Genomic DNA, 24,460 nt, shown 5'->3' on the forward strand with positions numbered 1-24,460 from the left:
GACTGACACTGAGTGCCATACTCTTTCGGCGTGCACGGTGGCACCGCGAACCGGGCACAGGCGTGCCCGGCCGGGTCCGGACACGCGGGATTCCGGGCGAGCGCAGGGAGTTGACCAGCGTGTACCACCACTCGACGAGCGCCGCGCAGTCGGCGGTCGGATTCGCGACGGGCGTTCTCGACCCCGCGCCCGCGGAGCGCGTCAGGGACGCCATCGTCTACCAGCGCTGCACCTGGTGCGGCACCGCGATGTACCACCGGCTGCTGTGTCCGGTCTGCCAGGGCAGCGAGCTGCGGACGGAGCGCAGCGAGGGCACGGGGACGGTGCGCCACTCGACGGTGGTGCACCGCAACACGCCCGCCGCGCGCAACGTCTCCCTGATCGAGATGGCCGAGGGGTTCGTGGTGCGGGGCCGGGTCATGGGCCCGCCGATCGGCATCCACAGCGGCGACCGGGTCAAGCTCTCCACCGCCAAGGACCCCGTGCGGGGCGAGCCGGTCTTCCAGCTGCTCGACGAGCCGTACCGCGCCTGGAGCTGACGGTCGGAAATCCGGTTGCCCGGCGGCCGGGACCCTGGGCGAGGATGAGCCCATGAGCGATGAATCAGCCCAGGTCGCGGCCGCCGTCGCGGGCGAGCTGCGGCTCCTGGATCCCGAGGTGCGCGCCTCCCGGGAGCTGGCGGGCGAGCTGCTGGACCCGGAGTTCGTGGAGGTGGGCGCGTCCGGCCGCCGGTACACGTACGAGCAGGTGCTCGCCGAACTGCCGGACAAGCCGGGCGCGTCGAAGAACGGCCCGCGCTACGAGCCCGCCGGCATGACCGGCGTCGTCCTCGCTCCGGGGCTGGTGCAGGTGACCTTCGAGGCCCGCCTGGGCGACCGCCGCTCCCGGCACAGCTCACTGTGGCGCCGGCGCGACGAGGCGAGCGGCTGGCGGATGTACTACCACCACGCCACCCTCGTACCGCCCGGCGTCGAGTAGCGCGGCGGGACCGGGACAGGCCCCGTTTCTCGCGCGCTTGCCCCCCTCACTCCGGCCTCACAGGCAACCCACAGACTCAACTCCCCGTCCTCCGGAGGGCGAGGGGCTCCCCGGGACGGCCCGGGTGGCCCGTGCTCGCCATCCGAGGAGGAGGGAACATTGGTCCGTACCCGGCGCATATGGGTCACCGCGGCGGCGGTGCTCGCGCTCGCGGGAGGAGTGTCCGGCACCACCGCACACGCTCAACAGGCCCCGGCCGCAGCCGTGGCCGCAGCCGACGGGAAGCTGCCGCCGGGCTGGCACATCGACCAGGGGCGGTCGGCGTCACAGCTGGTGTGGCGGTCGGGCAGACGGGTGCCGATGGGGGACGCGCGGGTCGAATTCCGTTCGGACGGGCGGCTGCTGGGAGTGCCGAAGCCGGAGCGGGACGGGCACACCTTCCGGCTCGGCCTGGACGGGGCGCGGGCGGGGGCCCTGAAGAACCTCCAAGTCTGGGGCGGCGGGCGGCGGTTGGACACCCGCCCGGCCGCCTCCGTTCCCTCGGTGGCGGCCCGGCCACCGGCCCCGCTGCCCGCCAACCCCGTGGACCCGGGCCGGCCCGGCCCCTACGGCACGAAGACGGGCTCGTACCGGCTCGCGTCGGTGCGGCTGCCCGGGTTCTCCGTCCCGGTGGAGATGCAGGCCGTGGTGGTCGCGCCCACGGGGGTCTCCGTGGCCCGCCCGCTCGCGCTGTTCCTGCACGGCCGCCACGCCACCTGCTACGCCCCGCACGGCGGCTCCGACGACGCCTCCGGCGCCTGGCCGTGCCCGGCCGGAACGCTCCCGGTGCCGAGCCACCGGGGTTACCTGCGCGACCAGCAACTGCTGGCCTCCCAGGGCTATGTGACGGTGTCGATCTCGGCGAACGGGATCAACGGCCAGGACTGGCAGGCCGAGGACGGCGGCGCGCAGGCCCGTTCGTCGCTGATCCGGCTGCACCTCGCGCACTGGGCCGACTGGGCGCGAAACCCGCGCCTCGCGCCCCCGATCGTGCGCCGGGCACCCCGCGCCGACCTGTCCCGCGTGCTGCTGATCGGCCATTCCCGGGGCGGCGAGGGCGTCAACCGGGCGGCGCTGGACAGCCTTTACCCGCCGCCGGCCGGCCAGGACGGCTATCACGGCAGGGTGCGCTGGCACATCAGCGGCACCGTCCTGATCGGCCCGACCGTCTTCGGCCAGAACCCGGTGCCGGACGTGCCGTCCCTCACCGTCCTGCCGGGCTGCGACGGCGATGTCTCCGACCTCCAGGGCGAGGTGTACGTCGACGGCACCCGCGCCGTCAGCAGGGGCAGGGCTCTGCACAGCGCCGTGTACGTGATCGGCGCCGACCACAACTTCTTCAACTCCCAGTGGACGCCGGGGCAGGCGCAGGCCCCCGCGGAGGACGACTTCTACGACGACCCGGACCACCCGGACGCGGTCTGCTCCCCGCGGGCCGCGACCCGGCTGACGGCCGACCAGCAGCACCGGGCGGGCTCGGCCTACATCGCGGCGGCGGCCCGCCTGTTCGTGGCCGGTGACGACAAGGTGCGTCCGCTGCTGGACGGTTCGGGGCGGCGGGCGCCGTCGGCCGACCCGGCGCGCGTGCTCGCTCATGCGGTCGGCGCGAACCGCGGTGCCGGGTTCCTGCCGGACGGCGGGATGACGGTGACCGGTGGCCGGCTGTGCTCGGCGGTCGATCCCGATCCGGCGGTGGCCTGCCTGGGCGAGGGCGCCACGGGCCTCTCGCCGCACTTCGCGCAGTGGGAGACGGGCCGGGAGACCGGCCGGCACGCGGTCGCGCTGCGCTGGACGTCCGCCGGCTCCCCGACGCGCGTCCGGGTGGCGCGGCCGGTCTCGCTCTCCGGCGCCGCGGCGCTCGCGCTGCGGATCTTCGTGCCGCCGAACTCCCAGGGCACCGGCCTCGACGTGTCCGTCACCGACAGCCGCGGCCGGCGGGCGACGCTGGGCCGGCTCCGCGTCGACGGGCTGCCCGGCAGCGACCGCACCGCGTCCTACTGGGCGCGCGAGCTGCGGGTACCGCTCACCGCCGCCCACCGGGCCGGGATCGATCTGCGGTCCGTCACGTCCCTTGCGCTGACGCCGCGTTCGGGATCCGGACGGGCCTGGCTGATGGACGCCTGGGGCTGGCGGCCGGGCACCCCCGCGGTCCGCGCGGCCGAGCTGCCGCGCGTCGACGTCGGCCGGCTCACGGTCGACGAGGGCGACTCGGGTGTGCGCACCTACCACGTTCCGGTGCGGGTGTCCGGGCGGGGCAGCGGCCAGGTCCGGGTGTACGTCGTCGACCCGGCGACCGGCACCGCGAAGGACCGCCTGGTCACCGTGCGGCCCGGCGGCCACGGCATCGACGTCCCGGTCGAGGTGAGGGGCAACACGCGCTTCGGCACCGACGTGCCGTACGACGTGCTGGTCAAGGCCGTCCACGGGGCGGTCGTCGGCTCCTACCGGGGCGGGCTGACCGTGCACGACGACGACCCGGCGCCCACCGTCACCGTGACTCCGGTCGCGGACAAGGTGACCGAGGGCTCGGCCCTGAAGTGGCGGATCTCGCTGTCCGAGGCCGCGGACACGGACATCGGCGCGCTGTTCGTCCCGGTCCCGGTCGGCAGCGGCGGTACGGAGCTGTCCACCAAGGACGTCGACCCGGGCTGGCTGGCCGACGCCTCCGGCGCACGACCGGACCCGGAGCGGCCGCTGTCCCAGGTGGACGGCCTCTACCTGTGGCTGGATGTGCCGGCCGGACAGACCGGCCTCGACGTGAGCCTCCCCACCGTGCGGGACCAGGTCGAGGAGCCGGCCGAGTCGGTGACCTTCCAGCAGGCGGACGACGACGGCAGGCCGCTGCCCGGCGGGCTGGTGCTCACCGGGACGGTGACGGACGCCTCCTGACGCCCCGCCCGCCCTGGGGAGGCCTCGGCGTCCCCAGGGCGTGGCCGCGGCTTCCTCAAGGTGTCAGGGCGTCAGGGTCACCCTGATGCCGACCGTGCCGTCCAGGCCGCGGCGCAGCCTGCTCCCGAGGAGGGTGAGGCGGCCGGTGAGGCCGTACTTGCGGGCGATGAGGTCGCGGTAGCGGGCGGTGGTGGCCGCGTCGGCGATCTCGGCGGTGGCCGGGACCGGGTCGCCGGTCGGGCGGCCCCGCAGGTCGCAGGGGCCGACCTCGACGTCGGCGCGGCGGCGGATGCGCTTGACCTTCCAGGTGTCGGCGGCCGTCCAGAGGCCGAGCGTGTCCCCGTCCCGGACCACCCATACCGGGGTGGGGACCGGGGTGCCGTCCTTGCGGTAGCTGGTGACCAGCAGGTACTTGCCGGCGCCGAGCCGGTCCAGCGCCGTCCCGGTGGTGTCGTCCATGCCGGAATTCTAGGCGGCCTCGCGCCGGTGGTCGGCAAGCGGCATCGGCACATGCGCACGGCTGTGAGGTCAGCCGGGGGGTGACGGCTCAGGCGAGCGCCGTCGCCATGCGCCGTACCGCCTCCGTGATCACCTCGGGTGAGGCGGCCAGGTTGAGGCGCACGTGCCCGGCGCCGCCGGTTCCGAAGGGGAGGCCGGAGTTCAGGGCGACCCGGCCGCGGTCCAGGAAGACCTCGGCCGGGTCGTCGCCGAGGCCGAGGGCGCGGCAGTCGAGCCAGGCGAGGTAGGTGGCCTCGGCGGGCCGGTACCGGATGCCGGGCAGGTGGCGGTCGAGCAGGCCGGCGAGCAGGCGCCGGTTCTCGTCGAGGCCCGCGAGCAGGGCGTCCAGCCAGGGGGTGCCGTCGCTCAGGGCGGCCGTGTGGGCGATGACGCCGACATGGCTCGGGCCGTGGCTCACCTCCTCCGGCAGCCGGGCGAGGTCGGCGGCGGCCCCTGGCCCGGCGACGGCGAGCGCGGCCTTGAGTCCCGCGAGGTTCCAGGCCTTGGACGCCGACATCAGGGACAGCCCGCGCTCGGCGCCTGGCACGCTCAGGTAGGGCACGAAGGCGACGCCCGGGGCGGTGAGCGGGGCGTGGATCTCGTCGGCGACGACCCGGACGCCGTACCGCTCGGCGAGGGCGGTGACGGCGGCGAGCTCGTCGGCGGTGTGGACGGTGCCGGTCGGGTTGTGGGGGCTGCACAGCAGATAGCCGGCCCGCCCGCCGCCGAGTTCGCCGAACGCCGCCTCCAGGACGCCGAGGTCGATACGCCCGCCGGCGCCGAGCGGGGCCTCCACGACCCGCCGGTCCAGGTGCTCGATGAACTGGTAGAACGGCGGGTACACGGGCGAGTTGACGACCACCGGGTCGCCGGGCCCGGTGACCAGTTTCAGCATTTCGACGACGCCGAGCATCACGTCGGGGACGATCGCGGTGCGGCCCACGTCGAGGCCGTCCCAGCCCCAGCGTTTCGCGGCGAACGCGGCCAGCGCCTCGGCGTAGGCGGTGCCCGCCGGGTAGCCGGTGTCGCCGAGTTCCATCGCGTCCGTGACCGCGCGCACGACCGGGGCGGCGAGCGGCACGTCCATCTCGGCCACCCACACCGGGAGCACGTCCTCGGGGTAGGTGCGCCATTTCATGCTGGTACGACGTCGCAGCCGGTCGAGGGTGAGGGCGCGCAGCGGGTTCGGTTCGCCCGGATTCTCCTGCGGGATGCTGGTCATGGGCTCAAGATAGGCGGCTGCGGCGGCCCCGGGAACGAGGCGTACGGCCGCGCCGCACTGCCACGGGATCGTAAAGATCACCGCCGTCGTGAACACCCCGGAGGCCGCCCGCGTATGAAGAGCAGGGCGCTCGACGACCGGAGGGCCCCGCGGTGCAGGCACCGCGCGTTCGGGGTTCGGGAGCCATGGATGAGGCACGCACGACGACGGGTCGTCCGGCGGGGAACACAGCTGGCGGCGGTCGGCGGACTCCTTCTGGGAGGCGCGATGGTCACCACGGCCATGGCGAGCGAGACTCCCGGCACGTCCGCCGTCCCGTTCAGCTCCGGTACCGCGACCGAGGCCGGTGACACCGGCGCGGCGCTGGTGGCGAAGCTGGGTACGGCCCGTACGGCGGGCAGCTGGATCGGCGCCGACGGGAAGCCGGTGGTCGCGGTCATCGACGCGCAGGCCGCGGCGACGGTGAAGCAGGCGGGCGCCGAGCCCAAGATGGTGTCGCACAGCATGAACGAGCTGAAGGCGGCCACGGCCACGCTGAAGGCGGCGCCGCGGGTGGCCGGCACCGCGTGGGCGGTCGACTACAAGACCAACCGGGTGATGGTGGAGGCCGACAGCACGGTCTCCGCCTCCGACTGGTCGGACCTGAGCCGGGTCGCCGCGGGCATCGGCAGCTTCGTGCAGATGCAGCGCTCCGAGGGCACGTTCACCACCCGGCTCAACGGGGCGCAGCCGATCCTGTCGACGGGCGGCCGCTGTTCGGCGGGGTTCAACGTCACCAACGGGCAGACCGACTTCATTCTCACCGCCGGTCACTGCGGTCCCGCCAACACCATCTGGTTCGACGACAGCCAGGGCAACCAGCAGCTGGGCACCACGATCAACACGCAGTTCCCGGGCAACGACTTCTCGCTGATCCAGTACGCGTCCGGGAAGGCCGGTGACAACGCGGACGTGGTCGCGATCGGCAACGGCCAGGGGGTGCGGATCACGGGGGCGGCCGATCCGACAGTCGGCGAGAAGGTGTTCCGCAGCGGCTCCACCAGCGGGCTGCACGACGGCACGGTGACCGCGCTCAACGCGACCGTCAACTACCCCGAGGGCACGGTCACCGGGCTCATCCAGACGAACGTGTGCGCCGAACCGGGCGACAGCGGGGGTCCGTTGTTCTCCAACGGCATCGCGCTGGGGGTGACCTCGGGTGGCAGCGGTGACTGCACCTCGGGCGGGGTGACGTTCTTCCAGCCGGTGACGCGGGCGATGGCGGCGCTGAACGTGCAGCTGATCGTGACGAAGCAGGCCGCGGCCGGCGGACAGAGCGCCACGCCGGCGCCGTCCGCGTCGGCCAACCACAGTGCCATCGCGCCGAGCGCGGCCTCGCCGGGTTCGACGGCACCGGTCACCGGGGACGACACGAGTCTGGTGGCCCGGATCACGGACACCCGCAACGTCGGTCCGGGTCTGCTGGTGATCGGGGGCAGTCTGATCGCGCTGGTGGGGACGCGCTACTTCCGCGCGGAACAGGACCGCAAGGCGTACCAGCGCTACTACTCGGCGACTTGGGGCTGACAGAGGCCTGGCGAGGTCCTACGAGAAGGGCACCCGTCCGTGCGGGTGCCCGGGACGGGCGGTGGTCCGGCTGCTACGGGGTCGCCGCCGCCCATTCGAGGACGAGCCGCTGGTACTCCTCGCGCTGCTCGGTGCTCAGTGTCCCGCCCGACCGGAGCCACAGGGCCCGGATCTCCTCGTTGACCTCGTCGGCCGATCGCTCGGTGACGGCTTCAACAGTGGTGGACATGGTGTGAAGCATATGCCGCTCGCCGTGAAGGCGCCGTGAGTAAGTACGACCGATACGGACATATCGGACCGTGTTACTCGTCACGTCAATATGTCAACCACCGGCGGGAGTTCGATGTGTCGCCGTAGCGGCCGCACGAGCGGAAACGGCAGTTCAGCCGCCGGTCCGGCCGAGCACCAGCACCTGGATGGCGAGGACGGCGGCGCCCCGTGCCCAGTCGTGGAAGTCGGAGACCTTGGTCTCCAGGCCGAGCGGGGCGGCGAGCGGATGCCGGTGGGCGCGGACCGTCTCCCGCACCGTGTCGCCGGCCACCTCCATCAGACCGACCCCTTCCCCGGCCAGCAGGATCTTCTGCGGCATGACGAAGTTGGCGATCTGCGCGAGGAGCGCGCCCAGCGCCCGGCCGGCCTCGCCGATCACCCGCGCGGCCATCGGCTCGCCGGCGGCCGCGCCGGCGAGGATCTCCTCGTACGACGCGTCATGGCCGGTGGCGGCCCGGACCTGGTAGCGGATGCTGGGGATGGTGAGCAGCGACACGGCGCTGCCGCGCTCGCCCTGCGGGGTGAGCGGGCCCCACGGGTCGATGATCCAGTGCCGCCCGAAGCCGCGGTCCTCCCCGGCGTAGGGGACGCGTCGGCCACCGAGCACCAGCCCGTAGCCGATGCCGGCTCCGATGGTGAGCACGACGAAGCGGTCGAGTCCGCGGCCGGCGCCGAACCAGGTCTCGGCCTCGACCAGGGCGGCCACGTCGTTCTCCACGACGACCGGCAGGCCGGTGCGCTCCGCGACCAGCCCGGCCAGCGGGACGTCATGCCAGCGCAGGTAGGGCGACTCGCCGACCACCGCGTACTCGCGCACGAACCCGCCGACACCGATGCCGATACCGGCGACCGAGGGGTGCCGGCCGGCGAGTTCGGCGGTCATCTCGGCCAGCAGGTCGGCCACGTATTCGGGGTCGTGACCGGCGAGGGGCCGGTCGAGCCGGGCCACGATGTCGCTCCTGAGGCTGGTGACGACGCCGTAGACCATCTCTTCGGTGATCTTGAAACCGAGGAAGGAGCGGGACTCGGCGACCACGTCGAGCGGCTGCGAGGGACGGCCCTGGCGCGCCTCCGCCGGAGCGCCGGTCCAGGGGGCCTCGACGAGCAGGCCGGACTCGATGAGCGGTTTGGTGAGGCGGGTGAGGCTGGCCTGGGAGAGGTTCAGGCGGCGGGCCAGCTCGGTACGCGACAGCGGGCCGTGCACGAGCACCTCGATCGCCACGGAGCGCTCCGCGGAGCTCAGCGGCAGCCAGTCGGTCACGGCATCCCTTTTCTTCCGAAGCTGAAGCAACCAAGCCACCCTACTGTGCGCCGGATGCGCCGCATAAGCGCCCTCCCCGCATCTTTCCGACTACCATCCGCCCCTTGACGGCATGATTCTTCCGCCGCAAAAGTAACCCTCATGACTTTCTCACTCGGCATCGTCGGCGCCGGACAGTTCTCCGGCCAGTTCGCCACGCTGTTCCAGGCCCATCCCGGCGTCGGCGACGTGTACGTCACCGACCTGCTGCCCGAGCGGGCGGAGAAGCTCGCCGCCGCCCAGGGACTGGCGGGCACCTTCCCGTCGTACGAGGCCATGCTGGAGTCCCAGGTCGACGCGGTCGCGATATTCACCCAGCGCTGGACGCACGGCCCCCTGGTCCTGCAGGGCCTGAACGCCGGCAAGCACGTGTACTCGGCGGTCCCCATGGCGATCACGACCGAGGAGATCGCCGCGATCATCGACACGGTCAAGGCGACCGGGCTGACGTACATGATGGGCGAGACCAGCCAGTACAACCCGGCGACCGTGCACGCCCGCAACCAGATCGCCGAGGGCGCCTTCGGGCGGCTCTTCTACGCCGAGGGCGACTACGTCCACGACATGGACCTCGGCTTCTACGACGCCTACCGCTACAGCGGCGGCGAGAACTGGAAGGCGACCGCCAGCTATCCCCCGCTGCTCTACCCGACGCACGCGGTGGGCGGGGTGCTCGGCGCCTGGCAGACCCACGCGGTGAGCGTGTCGGCGATCGGGGTCGTGGACGACCGGGGCGACGGCGTCTTCGACAAGGAGGTCAGCCAGTTCGGCAACGACATCTCCAACGCGACCGCGCTGTTCGAGGTGGCCGGCGGCGGCTCGTTCCGCACCAACGAGTTCCGGCGGGTGGGCTACCCGTCCCACATCCGTGAGTCCCGCTTCCGGTTCTTCGGCACCGAGGCGAGCATGGAGCAGCTGGCCACGGTGGCCCTGTGGCAGGACAAGAAGGGCGTGAAGGACATCAGTGAGCTGCTCGAACCCAAGCCCACCATGTCCCCTGACGACCCGTCGCTCCAGCACATCGCGCCCGAGCTGCGGGCGGCCTTCACCTCCGGGTCGGCGCCGGTGCACGACCGGGCGCGGCTGCCGCGGGAGTTCGACGCGCTGCACAACGGGCACGAGGGCAGCCACCACTTCCTGGTGGACGACTTCGTGACCGCCGTCAACACGCGCGCCCTGCCGTCTGTCAACGCCTGGGTGGCCGCCCGCTACACCCTGCCGGGCATCATCGCGCACGAGTCCGCGCGGCAGGGTGGGGCCAGGCTGGAGATCCCGGACTTCGGGGACGCCCCGGAGAGCTGACCCGCGGCCGTCGGCCGGGGCCGGGCCGGGTGCCGTCAGGTGCCCGGCTTGCGGCCGTACACGTAGACGTCGTCGCCGGTCTTCAGCAGCGACCAGTACTTCTTGGCGGTGGCAGGCGTCATGTTGACGCAGCCGTGCGAGCCCGGCGGGTTCCACATGCTGAGATTCACCGAGTGGAAGGCCTGGCCGCCGTCGAAGAACTGGCTGTAGGGCATCGGTACGTTGTAGACCGACGAGACGTGATCGATGTCACGCCAGTAGATCTTCTTCAGACCGGTCCGGGTCTCGAACCCGTCACGGCCGGTACGGACCGGGACCGGGCCGTAGACCAGCCTGCCGCCGTCCTGGATCCAGCTCAGCTGGAGCGTGAGGTTGACGCAGGCGATGCGCCCCTTGTTGGTCGGGCACTTGCCGTCCTTGTTGGGGTTGTTCCCGACGGCCTTCTGCTTGTTCATCAGGTCCATCACGCCCCAGGTGACGGGACCCGCGTACCCGACGGCCGGCGTGATGCCGTGCTTGTTCTGGAAGCTCTGGATCGCCTTGCAGTCGGCGGCGGACTGCTTGCCGTCCACCGGCCGCCCGAGGAACTTCTCGACCTGCTTCTGGTACGGACCGGCTTGCGTGGTGCAGCTCGCGGCCTGCGCCGGAGCGGAGGTGAGAGCGAGCGTGAGCGGCGCCACCAGCCCGGTGACACCGAGCACGACGGCACTTCGTCGGCGTATGTCCCCCATATGACGTTCGTCTCCTTTTTCTGTCCTGTGGTCTCGTCGTACTGGACTGCCCGATGCGCGGCTTTGGTTGTAGCCCGGGGCAGGCCGTGACGAAACGGTTAACTTCGCCGCCGCGACCGCCCTGCCGGCATCGGTCCACTTACCCGGAAGTGGACCGCGCCACAGCGTCGTGGCCGACCTAGTGTGCGGTTCATGCAGCCCGCACTCGCCGACGATCTCGCCCGGCTTCCCGAACTTCTCCAGTCCGCCCGCGACGTGGCCGCCCGCGCGGCGGCCGGGTCGGCCGAGCGGCCGGTGGCCGTGCCGGGGCCCGCACCCGCGCGGGCGCCGCTGCCCGAGCGGGGGGAGGGCGGTGACGGCGCGCTGGCCCGGTTCACCGAGCGGTGGGCGCCGGGTCTGTCCGCCTCGGCCGGGCCACGCTACCTCGGTTTCGTCACCGGCGGTGTGACGCCCGCCTCCCTGGCCGGCGACTGGCTGACCTCGGCCTATGACCAGAACCTGTCCGGCGACATCGGCTCCTGGGGTGCCGCCCTGGAGCGTGAGACCGTGGCCTGGCTGGCCGAGCTGTTCGGGCTGGGCGACCGGCACTCGGGGGCGTTTGTGACCGGGGCCACGATGTCGAACACGGTCGGTCTGGCGATCGCCCGTGCCTGGCTCGGCGAGCGGCTCGGGGTGGACGTCTCCAGGGCGGGCGCCGCCGCGCTCGGCCCCGTCGACGTACTGTCCGGCAGCCCACACTCCAGCGTCGGCAAGGCGCTGTCGGTGCTGGGCATCGGCCGGGACCGGCTGCGCCCGGTGCCGCTGCTGCCCGGCAACCGGGAGGCGGTGGACGTGACTGCGCTGGAGGCGGCGCTGGCCGGACTGGGCGGACGGCCCGCGATCGTCGTCGCCAACGCGGGCACGGTGAACACCGTCGACTTCGACGACCTGCGGGCGATCGCCGCCCTGAAGGACCGGTACGACTTCTGGCTGCACGTGGACGCCGCGTTCGGCGCCTTCGCCGCCCTCTCCCCCGCCCACGCCCCGCTCGTCGCCGGTCTCGACGCGGCCGACTCGGTCTGTGTGGACCTGCACAAGTGGCTCAACGTCCCCTACGACGCGGCGGTCCAGTTCACCCGCCGCCGCGACCTCCAGGTGGCCGTCTTCCACAACGAGTCCCCGTACCTGGGCCCGCCCACCGGCACCCCGGACTTCCTGCACCTCACCCCGGAGAACTCCCGGCGGATGCGGGCGCTGCCGGCGTGGTTCTCGCTGACGGCGTACGGCCGGGACGGGCACCGCGAGATCGTCGAGCGCAATGTCGCCGAGGCCCGCCGGCTCGGCGCCGGCATCGAGCAACTGCCCGCCCTGCGCCTGCTCGCCCCGGTCCGGCTCAACGTCGTCTGCTTCACCCTGGCCGACGACCCCACGCCGGCGCGGGTGGACGCCCTGGCCCGGGCGGTCACCGCGTCCGGGGAGGCGTTCGTGACGCCGACGGTCCACGGCGGGGTGCCGGCGCTGCGGGCGGCGTTGAGCAACTGGCGGACCACCGAGGCCGACACCCGGCGGGTGCTGGCCGTGCTCGCGACCGCCTCAGCGGCTCTCTGACCCGCGCCGGGCCTCCCGGTGCGGCCGCAGCGCCGCGTGGAATCCGCTGGGCACGGCGGTGAGTCCGCCGTCGACACGCAGGGTCGATGCTGACGATCGCACCCCGGCCGCGGGCGGCGAGGTGCGGAAGGGCGGCGCGGCAGCAGCGGTGGACGCCGGTGAGCGTGATGTCGAGGTCCAGGTCCCAGGCGTCGTCCGGCTGGTCCTCGAAGAGAGGGACGTCCGGGGTGCAGTGCGCGGCGCAGTTCACCCCGGACGTCCAGGCCGCCGAAGGCCACGACGGCACGGTCCACGGCCGCCTCCACGGAGCCCCGGTCGGCCACGTCGCAGGCGAACGCCTCGACCGCCAGCCCCCGTTCGCGCAGCGCGGCCGCCGTCCGCTCCGCCTCGGCCAGGTCCCGGTCGGCCGCCAGCACCCGGCCGCCCTCCTCGGCCAGCCGCCGGGCGACGGCCGCGCCGATGCCGCGGGCCCCGCCCGTGACGAGAACCCCGTATCCCGTGAAACGGTCGAGTCCGGTCATGACGACGACCGTACGGTCCGGACGATCAACAGGGCGGATACCGTGCGCACATGACCGCGTTCCTGCAGCAACTCCCGGCCCTGATAGGCGTCGTGATCGGGGCGCTCGGTTCGTACCTCGCGGTGGTGCGGGGGGACCGGGCGCGGTTCCGGCGAGAGCAGGAGGCGCGCTGGGAGGAGCGGCGGCTGGCGGTGTACAGCGACTATGCGCGGGCGCTGAAGAAAACGGTGAACCTCACCTACCGCGTCGCGGCCCATCTCGGCAACGACCCGCACCCGCACCCGATCTCCCCGGCCGAGGCCGAGCCGCAGCTGGCGGCGGCCACCGACGGCCGTGATCCGGCCGGGGAGGCGCTGATCATGCTGGGCAGCCGGGAGGTGGTGGAGCAGGCACGGGAGTGGGTGACCGCGGTGATGGCCATGGAGCGGTTCATGCGCTCCGGGACGGTCGACCCGGGCGCCTGGCAGGACCTGCTGGCACGGCAGCGGGCCTGCCGGGAGCGCTACTACACCGCCGTACGCGAGGATCTCGCGCTGCCTCCGGGGCACCCGGCGCTGTGGCCGACCCGGCCGGTGTCCGACGACTGAGGGCTGCCGGTTCCGCGGTGGCCGACGGCCGGCCTCCCGCGGACACCTGACATCACGTGGCGTCTGTCGGCTCAGTGCCCCCGGGCGATCCACTCCGCCAGGTGGGGCGCCTCGGCGCCGATGGTGGTGGGGTCGCCGTGCCCGGTCAGGACCTTCGTCTCGGGCGGGAGGGTGAGCAGCTTGTCCCGGATGGAGTCGATGATCGTCGGGAAGTGCGAGTACGACCGTCCGGTCGCGCCGGGGCCGCCCTGGAAGAGGGTGTCGCCGGTGAAGACGGCGCCCAGGCCGGGGTCGTGGAGGCAGACGGCGCCGGGCGCGTGGCCGGGCGTGTGCAGGACGGTCAGATCGGCGCCGGCGGCCTCGATGACCAGCCCGTCCGAGAGGTGGTTGTCGGGGTCGCGGTCGGGGTGGGTGAGCTTCCACAGCGGAAGGTCGTCGGGGTGCAGCCAGATCTTGGCGCCGGTGAGGTCCGCGAGGGCGGGCGCGGCGTCGATGTGGTCGTTGTGGGCGTGGGTGCAGACGATCGCCTTCAGGACGCGGTCGTCGACCGCCTCGGCGATGGCCTGGGCGTCGTGGGCGGCGTCGATGACGATCACTTCGCGTTCGTCGCCGACGATCCACACGTTGTTCTCGACGTCCCAGGTGCCGCCGTCGAGGGTGAACTGCCCGGAGGTGACGAGGCGTTCGATGCGCGTGGTCATCAGAGCACCACCACCGAACGCAGCACGTCGCCCTGGTGCATCCGCTCGAACGCCTTCTCCACCTCGTCGAGCTGGATGGTCTCGGTGACGAAGGCGTCCAGGGGCAGCCGCCCCTGCAGGTGCAGGTCGATCAGCATGGGGAAGTCCCGGGAGGGCAGGCAGTCGCCGTACCAGGACGACTTGAGAGCGCCGCCGCGCCCGAAGACGTCGAGGAGCGGCAGTTCGAGCTTCATCTCGGGGGTGGGCACGCCGACCAGGACGACAGTGCCGGCCAGGTCGCGGGCGTAGAAGGCCTGCCGGTAGGTCTCCGGACGGCCGACCGCCTCGATGACGACGTCGGCGCCGAAGCCGCCGGTCAGGTCGCGGATGGCCGCGACCGGGTCGCTCTGGCGCGAGTTGACGCTGTGGGTGGCGCCCAGGGAGCGGGCCGTCTCCAGCTTCCGGTCGTCGATGTCGACGGCGATGATCTTCGCGGCGCCCGCCAGCCGGGACCCGGCGATCGCGGCGTCGCCGACCCCGCCGCAGCCGATCACGGCGACCGAGTCGCCCCGGCCGACGTTGCCGGTGTTGATCGCGGCGCCGATGCCCGCCATCACCCCGCAGCCGAGCAGCCCGGCGACCGCCGGGGAGACGGCCGGGTCGACCTTGGTGCACTGCCCGGCGGCGACCAGCGTCTTGTCGGCGAACGCGCCGATCCCGAGCGCCGGGGAGAGCTCCTGGCCGGTCGAGGCGAGGGTCATCCTCTGCTTGGCGTTGTGGGTGTTGAAGCAGTACCAGGGCCGGCCGCGCAGACAGGCCCGGCAGCTCCCGCACACCGCCCGCCAGTTGAGGATCACGAAGTCACCGGGCGCGACATCCGTGACGCCCTCGCCGACCGACTCCACGACACCGGCGGCCTCGTGGCCGAGCAGGAAGGGGAAGTCGTCGGTGATACCGCCCTGTTTGTAGTGCAGGTCGGTGTGACAGACCCCGCAGGCCTGCACCTGTACGACGGCTTCGCCCGGCCCCGGGTCCGGCACCACGATCGTCTCGACCCGCACGGGCTCGTCCCTGCCCGGTGCGATCACGCCGCGTACTTCCTGCGCCATGGGCCTGCCCTCTCGTCGCTCTGCTGACGTGCTGTCTTCCGACCCTACGCGGGAACGATCAGCAAGGGCACGCATCGATCGATGCGGATCTTCCCGTACCTACGCCGTTCGCGTTGCCCACCACCGGTGCCAGATACGTGCCAGATACCCCCGGGGGTACCTCTGCTACGGTGGCACACATACCCCCGGGGGTAATTGACCGGGGATCGAGGAGAGGAGTGTGCTGCCATGTCCTTCGTCGACACCATCGAGGTGCCCGGACTGGGCAACCGCGGCTATCTGGCGGGCGGGGCGCACGGCGCCGTCGCGGTCGATCCGCCCCGGGACGTCGACCGGGTGCTGGCGGCCGTCGCCCGGCGCGGGGTGCGGCTCACCCATGTCGTGGAGACACATGTGCACAACGACTACGTCTCCGGCGGCCTTGAGCTGGCCCGGCTGACCGGGGCCGCATACGCGGTGCCGGCGGGGGCGCGGGTGGCGTACGAGCGGGTGCCGGTGGCGGACGGGGACGTGCTGGAGATCGAGGCCGGGCTCGCGCTGCGCGCGCTGGCCACCCCTGGGCACACCCCGCACCACACGTCGTACGTCCTGGAGGAGACCGGCCGCCCGGTGGCCGTCTTCACCGGCGGCTCGCTGCTGATCGGCACGGTCGGCCGGCCCGACCTGGTGGAGCCCCGGCTCACGGGTGAGCTGGCCCGGGCGCAGCACGCCTCGGCGCACCGGCTCGCCGCCGAGCTGCCGGACGAGACGGCGGTGCTGCCGACGCACGGCTTCGGCAGCTTCTGCTCGGCCGGGGACGCCACCGGCCGGGCCACCACCGTCGGCCGGGAGCGTGCGGTCAACGAGGCGCTGGTCAAGGACGTCGACACGTTCGTCGCCGAGCTGCTGGCCGGGCTCGACGACGTGCCGGCGTACTACGCGCACATGGCCCCGCTGAACTCCCGGGGTCCGGCACCCGTCGACCTCACGCCGCCACGCCCGGCGGACGCGGCTCAGATCGCGGCGCGGCTGGCCGCCGGGGAGTGGGTGGTGGACCTGCGCACCCGGGTGGCGTTCGCCGAGGGGCATGTGCCGGGCACGCTGAACTTCGAGGCCGACGGACAGCTCGCCACCTATCTGGCCTGGCTGCTGCCCTGGGGCAGGCCCGTCACGCTGCTCGCCGAGTCGGCCGCCCAGCTCGCCGCGGCCCAGCGGGAACTGACCCGGGTCGGCATCGACCGCCCGGCCGCGGCCGCCACCGGGACACCGGAGGCCTGGCTGCGCGCCGGCGACCGGCCGCGTTCCTTCCCGCGCGCCACGTTCGCGCAGCTGGCCGACCGCGGTACGGCGGACGTCGTCGTCCTGGACGTGCGCCGGGACACGGAGCGGGTCGGCGGCCACATCCGGGGTTCGCTCCACATACCCCTGCACCAGGTGCGTGCGCGGCTCGGCGAGATACCCGAGGGCACGGTGTGGGTGCACTGCGCCGGTGGGATGCGGGCGGCCGTCGCCGCCTCGCTCCTGGACGCGGCCGGGCGGGACGTGGTCGCCGTCGACGACGGGTTCGCCGCGGCGCGCGAGGCGGGGCTGCCGATGGCCCGGCTCACCCCCGCCGAGGCGCGGGAGCGCGCGGACGCCGGCGCCGTCCTCCTGGACGTCCGGGAGGCCGGTGAATGGTCGGCCGGTCACGCGCCGCGGGCCCTGCACGCCCCGCTGTCCGCGCTGGCGGCCGGGGCCCCGCTCCCGTCCGCCGCACAGGACCGTCCGATCGTCGTGATCTGCCGCTCGGGCAAGCGGTCGCGGGAGGCGGCGGCACTGCTCACGGCCCGTGGCCTGGACGCGGTGGACGTCGTGGGAGGCATGGGGGCCTGGAGCGCGGCGGGTCTCGCGGTGAGCACCGAGGGCACCCCGGAATGACCGTCCTCCTGCTCGCCCTGGGCGCCGGGGCCGTCACCGGTCTGGCGCTCGGCGCCCTGGGCGGGGGCGGCAGTGTGCTGGCCGTGCCCGCGTTGATCTATCTGCTCGGCTTCACCCCGGCCGCGGCCACCACCGCGAGCCTGGTCGTCGTCACGGTCACCTCCGCCACCGCGCTCGCCGCGCACGCCCGCGAGGGCACCGTGCGGTGGCGGTCCGGTGCGGTGTTCGCGGCGGCGGGCATCGGGCCCGCAGCGGTCGGCGGGCTGCTGTCCCGGTATCTTCCGGCGGCGCTGCTGACCGGGGCGTTCGCGGTGCTGGCCGCCGTGGCGGCGGTGCGCATGCTGCGGCCCGCGGCAACCTCGGCCGGCGGGCCGGGCCCCGTGCGGGCGTCCCGGGTCGCGGGGGCCGGGGCCGGTCTCGGCGCGGTGACCGGTGTGCTCGGCGTGGGCGGCGGGTTTCTCGCCGTGCCGTCCCTGGTGAACGTCGTGGGGCTGCGGATGCGGGCGGCGATCGGTACGAGCCTGCTGGTCATCACGATCAACTCGCTCACCGCGCTCGCGGCACGGTCCGGCTCGGCGATGGACGTCGAGTGGTCCACCGTGGGTCCGTTCGCCGCGACCGCGATCCTCGGTGCCTGGGACGGCAAACGGCTCGCGGCCAGGCTGTCCGCGGGCACGCTCCAACGGCTCTTCGCCTGCGCTCTGCTCGCGGTGGCCGCGTTCATGCTGGCCGACGCGGTCGGCTGACGCGCCGAGCGCTCCGCTGGAAGTGCCGCGACCTTCCGTCCGCCGACCGCGGCGCCGTTGTGGCCGGTCGCGCCCACGCGGCGGAGCCGCACAGGGACACAGCCCCGCGCCCCTTCGGGGCCCTGCCGAACCGCAGCGGACTTCGCCGGACCCACTCAGGCCAGCGACAGGAACAGCTTCTCCAGCCGGGCCTTCATCTGCTCGGTGGTCTCGCCGTCCGCGCCACCCCGTCCGGGATCGGCGATGCACTGCTGGAGCCCGGTCGCGATGATCGCGAAGCCCGCCCGGTCCAGGGCGCGCGAGGCGGCGGCGAGCTGCGTGACCACGTCCTCGCAGTCCCGGCCCTCCTCGATCATCTTGATCACTCCGGAGATCTGCCCCTGCGCCCGGCGCAGCCGGTTCAGCACCGACTTGAGTTCATCGCCCTCGAACTGAAGCTCCACGACCCACTCCTCACATACCCGTAGGGGTATTTTACCCCGCCCCCGGGCACCCCGTCGTTCAACACCTCCGGAAAGGATCGCACCACCATGACCAGCACTCCCCCGAGCCTCACCCCCGACCACGCCCTCGCCCGTCTCGCGGAGCTGACCGTCGTCGACGTCCGCACCCCGGGCGAGTACGCCTCCGGCCACATTCCCGGCGCCCACAACATCCCCCTGGACGCCCTGCGCCGGGCCCTGCCTGCGCTCCGCGCCGCGGACGGCGAACTCCTCCTGGTCTGCGCCTCCGGCGCCCGCGCCGAGAACGCACGGGCGGTCCTCGCCGAACACGGCATCGCGGCGGTCACCCTGACCGGCGGCACGAACGGCTGGGCCGGGCGCGGTCACGAACTGCGCCGCCCGCAGGGCGCGTCCCGCGCGACCTGGGCCATGGAGCGCCAGGTCCGCTTCACGGCCGGGACCGCCGTCCTCGCCGGACTGGCCCTCGGGCAGCTCCATCCGGCCTGGCTGCTGCTGTCCGCCGGCGTCGCGGGCGGCCTGGTGTTCTCGGCGCTCACCGACACCTGCGGAATGGCCGCGGTGCTGGCCAGGCTCCCGCACAACCGGCCGCGCCCGGCCGATCTGGACGCGACCCTGGCGAAGATCGGCTCCGCCCGCGGATGACCCGGCCCCGGGGCGTAAAGCAGCCGTCGTAGCCTGGGTGCGCCGCCCACCGCCCGGACGAGGAGCGCCGTGACCGCCGCAGACACAGTTCCGACGAGAGACGGGACCGGCCCCTCCGTGTTCCGGCTGCTGCTCTCCTATGTACGGCCGCACCGCTGGGCCCTGCTGGCCGGCGCGGTGCTCTCGCTGGTGACGGGCGCGACCGGGCTGCTGTTGCCGCTGGTGGCCCGGGGGCTGATCGACGACCTGTCCCACGACCGTTCCATCACCGGCAAGTTGCTCGCGATGGCGGGTCTGGTGGTCGGCAACGCCGGGGTGGGCGCGCTGGGTTCGTACGTCCTCAGGCGCACCGCCGAGTCGGTGGTGCTCGGGGCCCGGCGGACCCTGTCGTCGTATCTGCTCAGGCTGCGGATCACCGCCGTGGACCGCACCGAACCCGGTGACCTGATGGCGCGGATCACCTCGGACACCACCCTGCTGCGCGAGGTCACCACGGACTCGCTGGTCGCGCTCGGCACCGGCGGACTCACCCTGGTCGCCACCGTGGTGATGATGGGGGTGGTCGATCCCGTGCTGCTGGCCGTCACCCTCGTCGTGATCGCCGCGGCGGGCACGGTGCTGGGCATGATCGTGCCGCGCATCAACCGGGCGAGCCGCCGGGCGCAGGACGCGGTCGGGGTGATGGGGGCCTCGCTGGAACGGGTGCTGGGCGCGCTGCGCACGGTGAAGGCGTCGGGCGCCGAACACCGCGAGGAGCTGGCCCTGCACCAGGCGGCCGAGGAGTCCTGGCGGCAGAGCGTGCGGGCCGCCAAGTGGTCGGCGGCCGCGGGGAACACGGCGGGACTGGCGATGCAGCTGGCGTTCATCACGGTGCTCGCGGCGGGCGGAGCCCGGGTGGCGACCGGCGCGATCGGCGTGGGCACGCTGGTGGCGTTCCTGCTCTACGTCTTCTATCTGATGCAGCCGATCCAGCAGGTGGTCGGTGCGATCACCCAGTACCAGACCGGCGCCGGCGCGCTCGCCCGGATCCAGGAGGCGCTGCGGCTGCCCGCCGAACCCCCGTCCGCGCCGGCCGAGTTGCCGTCCGCGGGCGCCCGGCCGGCCGCCGTCGCCTTCACCGACGTGCGCTTCCGCTACGCCGACGACCTGCCGTACGTCCACCACGGCGTCAGCTTCGACATCCCCGCGGGGGGCATGACGGCGTTCGTCGGGCCGTCCGGCGCGGGCAAGACCACCGTGTTCTCGCTGATCGAGCGGTTCTACGACCCCGAGTCCGGCACGATCGCCGTGGACGGCCGCCCGGTCGCCGACTGGGAACTGCCGCTACTGCGCTCGGCCATCGGCTACGTCGAACAGGACGCGCCGGTGCTGTCGGGCACGCTCAAGGACAATCTGCTGCTCGGCAACCCGGAGGCGGACGAGGACGCGGTCGCGCGGGTGGTGAAGACGACCCGCCTCGACGGTCTGGTCGCCCGGCTGCCGCAGGGGCTTGAGACGCTGGTCGGCCATCGCGGGACCAAGCTGTCGGGTGGAGAGCGGCAACGGGTGGCGATCGCGCGGGCGTTGCTGCGCCGGCCCCGGCTGCTGCTCCTGGACGAGGCCACCTCGCAGCTGGACGCGGTGAACGAGGCGGCGCTGCGGGACACGGTCGCCGACGTGGCCCGGTCGACCACGGTGCTGGTGGTCGCGCACCGGCTGTCGACGGTGACCATGGCGGACCGGATCGTCGTCATGGACGCGGGCCGGGTCCGCGCCGTGGGCACGCACCGGGAGCTGGTGGCGGCGGATCCGCTGTACGCGGAGCTGGCGGCGACGCAGTTCCTGGCCTCCGAGCACTGAGCACCACGGCCCGGCACCGGGTGCGGCGGAGGGCCGCCCCGGTCCCGGGCCGGCCCTCGGGCTGCGGTCGGGGGTCAGTACTGGATGCCCGGCACCAGTCCCATGACCGGCGCGGCCAGGTCGGTGATCTGGTGCAGTTCGCCCAGCTTCTGGACTCCGTTCAGTCCCTGCACCTGGTCCGAGACCTTCGGGATCTCGTCCTGGTACGGCGCCGGGATGTCACTGCGGGCGAGCGAGTCGAGTACGCCGAGTGCGGTGAGCTTCCCGGGGTGCTGCGCGCTCGCGTCGGCCGCGTTCGCCAGCGGCGCGGCGAGGCCGGTGACCCCGACGGCGAGACCGACGGCGGCGACGATACGTCGTGTTGAGATCATGTCTTCAGCAACGGCCCCGGCGCCGGGCCGGACACGGGCAGCCGGTCCCCCTCACCCGTCAGGCGGAGTGCGCGGCCTGCGCTTGCCGAGCCCGGCGGGGCGGAGGACGCTCGATGTGAGGGGCTCACGCGGCCCGCTCCGCATCGGGTCGCGGGCTCCCGCAGGAGGTCACCATGGGCACCGCGACCGGTTCCACGTTCGACACCGACACGCTGCGCCGGGCCATAGAGGGGAACACCGGGAACAGCCTTCTGGCGCTCTACGCGGACGACGCGGAGATCCGCATCATCGACCGCAACACCCAGCCCAGCCACCCGAAGGTCCTGCACGGCCGCAAGGACATCGCCGCTCTGCTGGACGACGTCTACAGCCGCGACATGACGCACACACTGGACCAGTGCATCGTCCAGGGCGACAAGGCCGCCTACAGCGAGTCCTGCGAGTACGGGGACGGGGTCCGGGTGCTCGCCGAGTCGATGATCACGCTGCGCGACGGCAAGATCGCCGAGCAGATCATGATCCAGGCATGGGACGAGTAGTCGGGAGGATGGGACGCGTCCAGGTCAGCTCCCGGTTGACCTGGACCTTCTCGGCGCGGGCGGGGCTGGGGCACACCCGCCGCCCGCGGCCTCGGGCGTGCACCGCGCTGCTGCGTACCCTCCTGCGGACCGCGCACTGCCGCAGGAGGCGCCGAGCGTCTCGGTTACGCTGAAGGCGGGCCGTGACTGGCGCTGAGGTGGAGCACCACCGGGGAGCGGTCCGCACTGTCGATGCCGTGCGCCTGGGCGATCAAGGTCGAACCAGCTCAGGAGTTGCCGCATGACCCAGGCCCGCCTCATGGACGGAACCGCCGTCGCCCGCCGGATCGTCGAGGAGACCGCGAAGCAGGCCGCCGACCTCACCGCACGGACCGGTGTCACGCCGTGTCTGGCGACCGTGCTGGTCGGCGAGGACCCCGCCTCCGTCACCTACGTCCGGATGAAGCAGAACCGCAGCCGCAGGGCGGGCATCGCCTCGCGGCACGTGGCCCTGCCCGCCACCACGACCACCGATGAACTCGTGGCCGCACTGCGGGAGTTGTCCGCCGACCCCACGGTGCACGGCATTCTGCTCCAGCACCCGGTCGGCGAACACATCGACGAGCGGGCCGCGTTCGAGGCGATCGCGCCGGAGAAGGACGTGGACGGCGTGACCTTCGCGTCGTTCGCGACGATGAGCTTCGGCCTGCCGGGCTTCGTCTCCTGCACACCCGGCGGCATCCTGCGCCTGCTCGACGCCTATGACGTCGACCCGGCGGGGAAGAGGGCGGTGGTCGTGGGCCGCAGCGCGATCCTGGGCAAGCCGGCCGGCATGCTGCTGCTCGCCCGCGACGCCACCGTCACCTACTGCCACTCCCGCACCAGCGACCTCTCGGCGGCCGTCCGCGAGGCGGACATCGTGGTCGCCGCCGTCGGCCGGCCCCGGCTGATCCGGGGCCAGGACATCAAGCCGGGCGCGGTGGTCCTCGACGCCGGCTACAACGAGGGCAACGTCGGTGACGTCGACTTCGACACCGCCGTCGAGCGAGCCTCGCTGATCACGCCGGTGCCGGGCGGGGTCGGCCCGATGACCATCGCCGTGCTGCTGGAGCAGACGGTGACGGCGGCCGCCCGGCAGCTCGGGGCGTGAGGGTCAGCGCATCCAGGCGCGGTACTCCATGACGTCCCCGGCCCGCACCCCGTACTCCGGATCGTCCCGGGTGAACGTGGTCTCCAGGCCGAGTACGGTGCCGGTGGCCGGGTCCAGGATCAGCATCCGCCGTCCGCCGGTGCCCTCGTCGAGGACGTACGCCTGCCCGGTGCGGCCCAGCCGGTCGGTGACCTGGCCGGCGGGTCGCAGGCCCTTCGCGTCGGCGAGCAGCTCGGCCAGGGCCGCCGACTCACGTGCCCCGAGCGTCCAGTTGTCCAGCAACTCCTCGGTGGCATCGAGGAGTTGGGACGTGGTGAGGGAGCCGGTGCCGGTGTGGATCAGGTCGGTGAGGTAGGCGCGCAGATGTGCGGGGTCGTTCGGGGGTGTGGAAAGCGGCGGGGCGTCGCCCCACATCGGCGGGAACGTCTGCCGGCTGAGCACATGTCCGTCCTCGACCCGGCCCGTGTCGGTCAGGACGGGCCGGCCGGTGTGGTCCGGGTCGGTCGCCACGACCACCTCGGTGTGGGTGTCGTCCGCCCGCCAGCGCACCACGCGCTCCTCGGGCAGGGTGACCGGCGGCTTGTCGTCGCTCATGGCGAGGCTCCAGGACTGCACATGGGTGCCCTGGCGCAATACCGGGGAGCCGTCCGTCGCCGCCACCGCGGCGAGTTGCGCGACCTGGTCGAGCGATACGGCGACGGAGTGGGCGCGGACCGTCAGCGGCCGGGGCGCGGCGACGGCCGGGGTGCCCGACGGGCCGCCGAGCAGCACGGTCAGCACGGTGGCCGTGACGACGGCGGCCGCGGTCACTGCCCACAGCAGTCGCGGCCGGGACCAGGTCCGGCGGCCGGAGCGGGAGTCGTGCAGCAGCCGGTTGAGCTGCCGTTCGGCGGTGTGGTCGAGCGGGCCGTCACCGAAGTGGGCGCCGTCGGCGGGCACCGGGTCGGCGGCGCGCAGCAGGTCGATTTCGTCAGCCATGGCGGTGGTCCTCGGGAAGAGCCTCGGCGGCGGGGGGTCGCAGTCGGTCGATCTCGGCTCTGAGCCGGCGGCGGGCCCGGTGCAGCCGCATCGCCGCCGCCCGTTTCCCGCAGCCCAGGGCGACGGCGACCTCGTCGGCGTCGAGTTCCTCCCACGCGGTCAGCCGCAGCACCTCCTGGTCGGCCGGGGACAGCCGGGCCAGCGCCTCGTGCACCCAGGCGCCGGGCCGCTCGCTGCCGGGGCTCTGCACGACGTGCCGGCCGTGCGCGGTGTCGTCGTTGCCCAGCCGGTCCACCAGCCGGCGCCGGCGCCCGTAGCCGCGTACCGCGTTGGCGAGGCAGTTGCGTGCCACGCCGTACAGCCAGGGCAGCGGGGCCGCGGGCAGGTCGGCGCGGCGGCGCCAGGCCACCGTGAACACCTCCGCCACCACTTCCTCCACCTCACCGGTCCGCCCGTCCAGTCGCCGCGCGACATAGCGGCTGACCGCCCAGTAGTGCTCGCGATAGGCAGCGGCGAAGATCTCGTCGTTGCTCATGTCCCGTCCGTGTCCGGCACCACCCCGATCGTCACACCCTTC

24 protein-coding genes, 1 pseudogene and 1 riboswitch are annotated in these 24,460 nt (G+C 73.3%); of the genes and pseudogenes, 13 read left to right on the top strand and 12 right to left on the bottom strand.

Going from position 1 to position 24,460, the window contains the following annotated elements:
• The first annotated feature begins 119 nt into the window (after positions 1-119).
• From OHB00_RS04820 to OHB00_RS04830, 3 genes are all read left to right on the top strand, one after another.
• Complete coding sequence (locus tag OHB00_RS04820; protein WP_406431561.1) at positions 120-539, top strand: Zn-ribbon domain-containing OB-fold protein; 420 nt, start codon at positions 120-122, stop codon at positions 537-539.
• 52 nt (positions 540-591) lie between these two features.
• Positions 592-978 (top strand): DUF4440 domain-containing protein, encoded by a 387-nt coding sequence (locus OHB00_RS04825; protein WP_406431563.1) that lies wholly within the window; start codon positions 592-594, stop codon positions 976-978.
• A 159-nt stretch (positions 979-1,137) separates the two neighbouring features.
• Complete coding sequence (locus OHB00_RS04830) at positions 1,138-3,906, top strand: hypothetical protein (protein ID WP_406431565.1); 2,769 nt, start codon at positions 1,138-1,140, stop codon at positions 3,904-3,906.
• A gap of 63 nt (positions 3,907-3,969) precedes the next feature.
• On the opposite strand, the gene OHB00_RS04835 is transcribed toward OHB00_RS04830, so the two are convergent.
• Both OHB00_RS04835 and OHB00_RS04840 read right to left on the bottom strand, forming a co-directional pair.
• The gene (locus tag OHB00_RS04835) at positions 3,970-4,365 is read right to left on the bottom strand and encodes a PPOX class F420-dependent oxidoreductase (RefSeq protein ID WP_406431566.1); all 396 of its coding nucleotides are present in this window, start codon (positions 4,363-4,365) and stop codon (positions 3,970-3,972) included.
• An 88-nt stretch (positions 4,366-4,453) separates the two neighbouring features.
• Positions 4,454-5,626: a MalY/PatB family protein gene (locus OHB00_RS04840; protein ID WP_406431568.1), complete on the bottom strand. Its 1,173-nt coding sequence runs from the start codon at positions 5,624-5,626 to the stop codon at positions 4,454-4,456.
• A 189-nt stretch (positions 5,627-5,815) separates the two neighbouring features.
• Here OHB00_RS04840 and OHB00_RS04845 point away from each other — a divergent pair, with 189 nt between their 5' ends.
• Positions 5,816-7,192, top strand: a complete 1,377-nt coding sequence (locus tag OHB00_RS04845) for a S1 family peptidase (protein ID WP_406431570.1) — start codon at positions 5,816-5,818, stop codon at positions 7,190-7,192.
• 73 nt (positions 7,193-7,265) lie between these two features.
• Here the strand turns inward: OHB00_RS04845 and OHB00_RS04850 are convergent, their stop codons facing one another.
• Both OHB00_RS04850 and OHB00_RS04855 read right to left on the bottom strand, forming a co-directional pair.
• Positions 7,266-7,421: a hypothetical protein gene (locus tag OHB00_RS04850; RefSeq protein WP_167450010.1), complete on the bottom strand. Its 156-nt coding sequence runs from the start codon at positions 7,419-7,421 to the stop codon at positions 7,266-7,268.
• Between the two features lie 153 nt (positions 7,422-7,574).
• On the bottom strand, positions 7,575-8,723 hold the full coding sequence (locus tag OHB00_RS04855) for an ROK family protein (RefSeq protein WP_406431572.1): 1,149 nt from the start codon (positions 8,721-8,723) through the stop codon (positions 7,575-7,577).
• Between the two features lie 141 nt (positions 8,724-8,864).
• On the opposite strand from OHB00_RS04855, the gene OHB00_RS04860 reads away from it, so the two are divergent.
• Complete coding sequence (locus OHB00_RS04860; protein ID WP_406431574.1) at positions 8,865-10,064, top strand: Gfo/Idh/MocA family protein; 1,200 nt, start codon at positions 8,865-8,867, stop codon at positions 10,062-10,064.
• Positions 10,065-10,099: 35 nt separating this feature from the next.
• Here OHB00_RS04860 and OHB00_RS04865 read toward each other — a convergent pair whose 3' ends face one another.
• The gene (locus tag OHB00_RS04865; RefSeq protein WP_406431577.1) at positions 10,100-10,795 is read right to left on the bottom strand and encodes a L,D-transpeptidase family protein; all 696 of its coding nucleotides are present in this window, start codon (positions 10,793-10,795) and stop codon (positions 10,100-10,102) included.
• A gap of 192 nt (positions 10,796-10,987) precedes the next feature.
• Between OHB00_RS04865 and OHB00_RS04870 the strand changes: the two genes are divergently transcribed.
• Complete coding sequence (locus OHB00_RS04870; protein WP_406431579.1) at positions 10,988-12,382, top strand: pyridoxal phosphate-dependent decarboxylase family protein; 1,395 nt, start codon at positions 10,988-10,990, stop codon at positions 12,380-12,382.
• A gap of 85 nt (positions 12,383-12,467) precedes the next feature.
• Here the strand turns inward: OHB00_RS04870 and OHB00_RS04875 are convergent.
• Positions 12,468-12,903: pseudogene (locus OHB00_RS04875) on the bottom strand (SDR family NAD(P)-dependent oxidoreductase); the annotation flags it as partial.
• A gap of 50 nt (positions 12,904-12,953) precedes the next feature.
• Here OHB00_RS04875 and OHB00_RS04880 point away from each other — a divergent pair.
• A complete protein-coding gene (locus OHB00_RS04880; protein ID WP_406431581.1) occupies positions 12,954-13,490 on the top strand; it encodes a hypothetical protein in 537 nt (178 codons plus the stop codon).
• A 71-nt stretch (positions 13,491-13,561) separates the two neighbouring features.
• Here OHB00_RS04880 and OHB00_RS04885 read toward each other — a convergent pair whose 3' ends face one another.
• Both OHB00_RS04885 and OHB00_RS04890 read right to left on the bottom strand, forming a co-directional pair.
• Positions 13,562-14,191: an MBL fold metallo-hydrolase gene (locus tag OHB00_RS04885; protein ID WP_406431583.1), complete on the bottom strand. Its 630-nt coding sequence runs from the start codon at positions 14,189-14,191 to the stop codon at positions 13,562-13,564.
• Positions 14,191-15,279 (bottom strand): S-(hydroxymethyl)mycothiol dehydrogenase, encoded by a 1,089-nt coding sequence (locus OHB00_RS04890; RefSeq protein ID WP_406431585.1) that lies wholly within the window; start codon positions 15,277-15,279, stop codon positions 14,191-14,193. The genes OHB00_RS04885 and OHB00_RS04890 overlap by 1 nt, the downstream gene beginning before the upstream one ends.
• 228 nt (positions 15,280-15,507) lie before the next feature.
• Here OHB00_RS04890 and OHB00_RS04895 point away from each other — a divergent pair, with 228 nt between their 5' ends.
• Entirely contained in the window at positions 15,508-17,175 is a 1,668-nt protein-coding gene (locus OHB00_RS04895; RefSeq protein WP_406431587.1) for a rhodanese-like domain-containing protein, read from the top strand.
• The gene (locus OHB00_RS04900) at positions 17,172-17,921 is read left to right on the top strand and encodes a sulfite exporter TauE/SafE family protein (protein ID WP_406431589.1); all 750 of its coding nucleotides are present in this window, start codon (positions 17,172-17,174) and stop codon (positions 17,919-17,921) included. The genes OHB00_RS04895 and OHB00_RS04900 overlap by 4 nt, the downstream gene beginning before the upstream one ends.
• A gap of 155 nt (positions 17,922-18,076) precedes the next feature.
• Here OHB00_RS04900 and OHB00_RS04905 read toward each other — a convergent pair whose 3' ends face one another.
• The gene (locus tag OHB00_RS04905) at positions 18,077-18,364 is read right to left on the bottom strand and encodes a metal-sensitive transcriptional regulator (RefSeq protein ID WP_361291823.1); all 288 of its coding nucleotides are present in this window, start codon (positions 18,362-18,364) and stop codon (positions 18,077-18,079) included.
• An 87-nt stretch (positions 18,365-18,451) separates the two neighbouring features.
• On the opposite strand from OHB00_RS04905, the gene OHB00_RS04910 reads away from it, so the two are divergent.
• A complete protein-coding gene (locus OHB00_RS04910) occupies positions 18,452-19,027 on the top strand; it encodes a rhodanese-like domain-containing protein (RefSeq protein ID WP_406431591.1) in 576 nt (191 codons plus the stop codon).
• Between the two features lie 69 nt (positions 19,028-19,096).
• Positions 19,097-20,866 carry an ABC transporter ATP-binding protein gene (locus tag OHB00_RS04915; RefSeq protein ID WP_406431593.1) on the top strand — a complete coding sequence of 590 codons (1,770 nt, stop codon included), beginning with the start codon at positions 19,097-19,099 and terminating at the stop codon, positions 20,864-20,866.
• Positions 20,867-20,940: 74 nt separating this feature from the next.
• On the opposite strand, the gene OHB00_RS04920 is transcribed toward OHB00_RS04915, so the two are convergent.
• Complete coding sequence (locus OHB00_RS04920) at positions 20,941-21,237, bottom strand: hypothetical protein (protein ID WP_406431595.1); 297 nt, start codon at positions 21,235-21,237, stop codon at positions 20,941-20,943.
• Between the two features lie 173 nt (positions 21,238-21,410).
• On the opposite strand from OHB00_RS04920, the gene OHB00_RS04925 reads away from it, so the two are divergent.
• Positions 21,411-21,776, top strand: coding sequence for a nuclear transport factor 2 family protein (locus OHB00_RS04925; RefSeq protein ID WP_406431597.1), 366 nt, complete (start codon positions 21,411-21,413; stop codon positions 21,774-21,776).
• 172 nt (positions 21,777-21,948) lie between these two features.
• A riboswitch (ZMP/ZTP riboswitch) is annotated at positions 21,949-22,031 on the top strand.
• 25 nt (positions 22,032-22,056) lie between these two features.
• Positions 22,057-22,905: a bifunctional 5,10-methylenetetrahydrofolate dehydrogenase/5,10-methenyltetrahydrofolate cyclohydrolase gene (locus tag OHB00_RS04930; RefSeq protein ID WP_406431599.1), complete on the top strand. Its 849-nt coding sequence runs from the start codon at positions 22,057-22,059 to the stop codon at positions 22,903-22,905.
• Between the two features lie 3 nt (positions 22,906-22,908).
• Here OHB00_RS04930 and OHB00_RS04935 read toward each other — a convergent pair whose 3' ends face one another.
• Both OHB00_RS04935 and OHB00_RS04940 read right to left on the bottom strand, forming a co-directional pair.
• Positions 22,909-23,883 (bottom strand): CU044_5270 family protein, encoded by a 975-nt coding sequence (locus tag OHB00_RS04935; RefSeq protein WP_406431601.1) that lies wholly within the window; start codon positions 23,881-23,883, stop codon positions 22,909-22,911.
• Positions 23,876-24,418, bottom strand: coding sequence for an RNA polymerase sigma factor (locus OHB00_RS04940; RefSeq protein ID WP_406431603.1), 543 nt, complete (start codon positions 24,416-24,418; stop codon positions 23,876-23,878). The genes OHB00_RS04935 and OHB00_RS04940 overlap by 8 nt, the downstream gene beginning before the upstream one ends.
• Positions 24,419-24,460 lie beyond the last annotated feature (42 nt).

Source organism: Streptomyces sp. NBC_00631 (genome assembly GCF_045206895.1).
Taxonomy (GTDB): Bacteria; Actinomycetota; Actinomycetes; order Streptomycetales; family Streptomycetaceae; genus Streptomyces.

What these genes read in the sequence shown, in the direction of transcription:
- OHB00_RS04860 (WP_406431574.1), top strand. Translation starts at nt 8,865, where the DNA reads ATGACTTTCTCACTCGGCATCGTCGGCGCCGGACAGTTCTCCGGCCAG.
- OHB00_RS04900 (WP_406431589.1), top strand. Translation starts at nt 17,172, where the DNA reads ATGACCGTCCTCCTGCTCGCCCTGGGCGCCGGGGCCGTCACCGGTCTG.
- OHB00_RS04865 (WP_406431577.1), bottom strand. Translation starts at nt 10,795, where the DNA reads ATGGGGGACATACGCCGACGAAGTGCCGTCGTGCTCGGTGTCACCGGG.
- OHB00_RS04880 (WP_406431581.1), top strand. Translation starts at nt 12,954, where the DNA reads ATGACCGCGTTCCTGCAGCAACTCCCGGCCCTGATAGGCGTCGTGATC.
- OHB00_RS04920 (WP_406431595.1), bottom strand. Translation starts at nt 21,237, where the DNA reads ATGATCTCAACACGACGTATCGTCGCCGCCGTCGGTCTCGCCGTCGGG.
- OHB00_RS04835 (WP_406431566.1), bottom strand. Translation starts at nt 4,365, where the DNA reads ATGGACGACACCACCGGGACGGCGCTGGACCGGCTCGGCGCCGGCAAG.
- OHB00_RS04935 (WP_406431601.1), bottom strand. Translation starts at nt 23,883, where the DNA reads ATGGCTGACGAAATCGACCTGCTGCGCGCCGCCGACCCGGTGCCCGCC.
- OHB00_RS04845 (WP_406431570.1), top strand. Translation starts at nt 5,816, where the DNA reads ATGAGGCACGCACGACGACGGGTCGTCCGGCGGGGAACACAGCTGGCG.
- OHB00_RS04940 (WP_406431603.1), bottom strand. Translation starts at nt 24,418, where the DNA reads ATGAGCAACGACGAGATCTTCGCCGCTGCCTATCGCGAGCACTACTGG.
- OHB00_RS04910 (WP_406431591.1), top strand. Translation starts at nt 18,452, where the DNA reads ATGACCAGCACTCCCCCGAGCCTCACCCCCGACCACGCCCTCGCCCGT.
- OHB00_RS04925 (WP_406431597.1), top strand. Translation starts at nt 21,411, where the DNA reads ATGGGCACCGCGACCGGTTCCACGTTCGACACCGACACGCTGCGCCGG.
- OHB00_RS04930 (WP_406431599.1), top strand. Translation starts at nt 22,057, where the DNA reads ATGACCCAGGCCCGCCTCATGGACGGAACCGCCGTCGCCCGCCGGATC.
- OHB00_RS04895 (WP_406431587.1), top strand. Translation starts at nt 15,508, where the DNA reads ATGTCCTTCGTCGACACCATCGAGGTGCCCGGACTGGGCAACCGCGGC.
- OHB00_RS04890 (WP_406431585.1), bottom strand. Translation starts at nt 15,279, where the DNA reads ATGGCGCAGGAAGTACGCGGCGTGATCGCACCGGGCAGGGACGAGCCC.
- OHB00_RS04870 (WP_406431579.1), top strand. Translation starts at nt 10,988, where the DNA reads ATGCAGCCCGCACTCGCCGACGATCTCGCCCGGCTTCCCGAACTTCTC.
- OHB00_RS04840 (WP_406431568.1), bottom strand. Translation starts at nt 5,626, where the DNA reads ATGACCAGCATCCCGCAGGAGAATCCGGGCGAACCGAACCCGCTGCGC.
- OHB00_RS04825 (WP_406431563.1), top strand. Translation starts at nt 592, where the DNA reads ATGAGCGATGAATCAGCCCAGGTCGCGGCCGCCGTCGCGGGCGAGCTG.
- OHB00_RS04885 (WP_406431583.1), bottom strand. Translation starts at nt 14,191, where the DNA reads ATGACCACGCGCATCGAACGCCTCGTCACCTCCGGGCAGTTCACCCTC.
- OHB00_RS04850 (WP_167450010.1), bottom strand. Translation starts at nt 7,421, where the DNA reads ATGTCCACCACTGTTGAAGCCGTCACCGAGCGATCGGCCGACGAGGTC.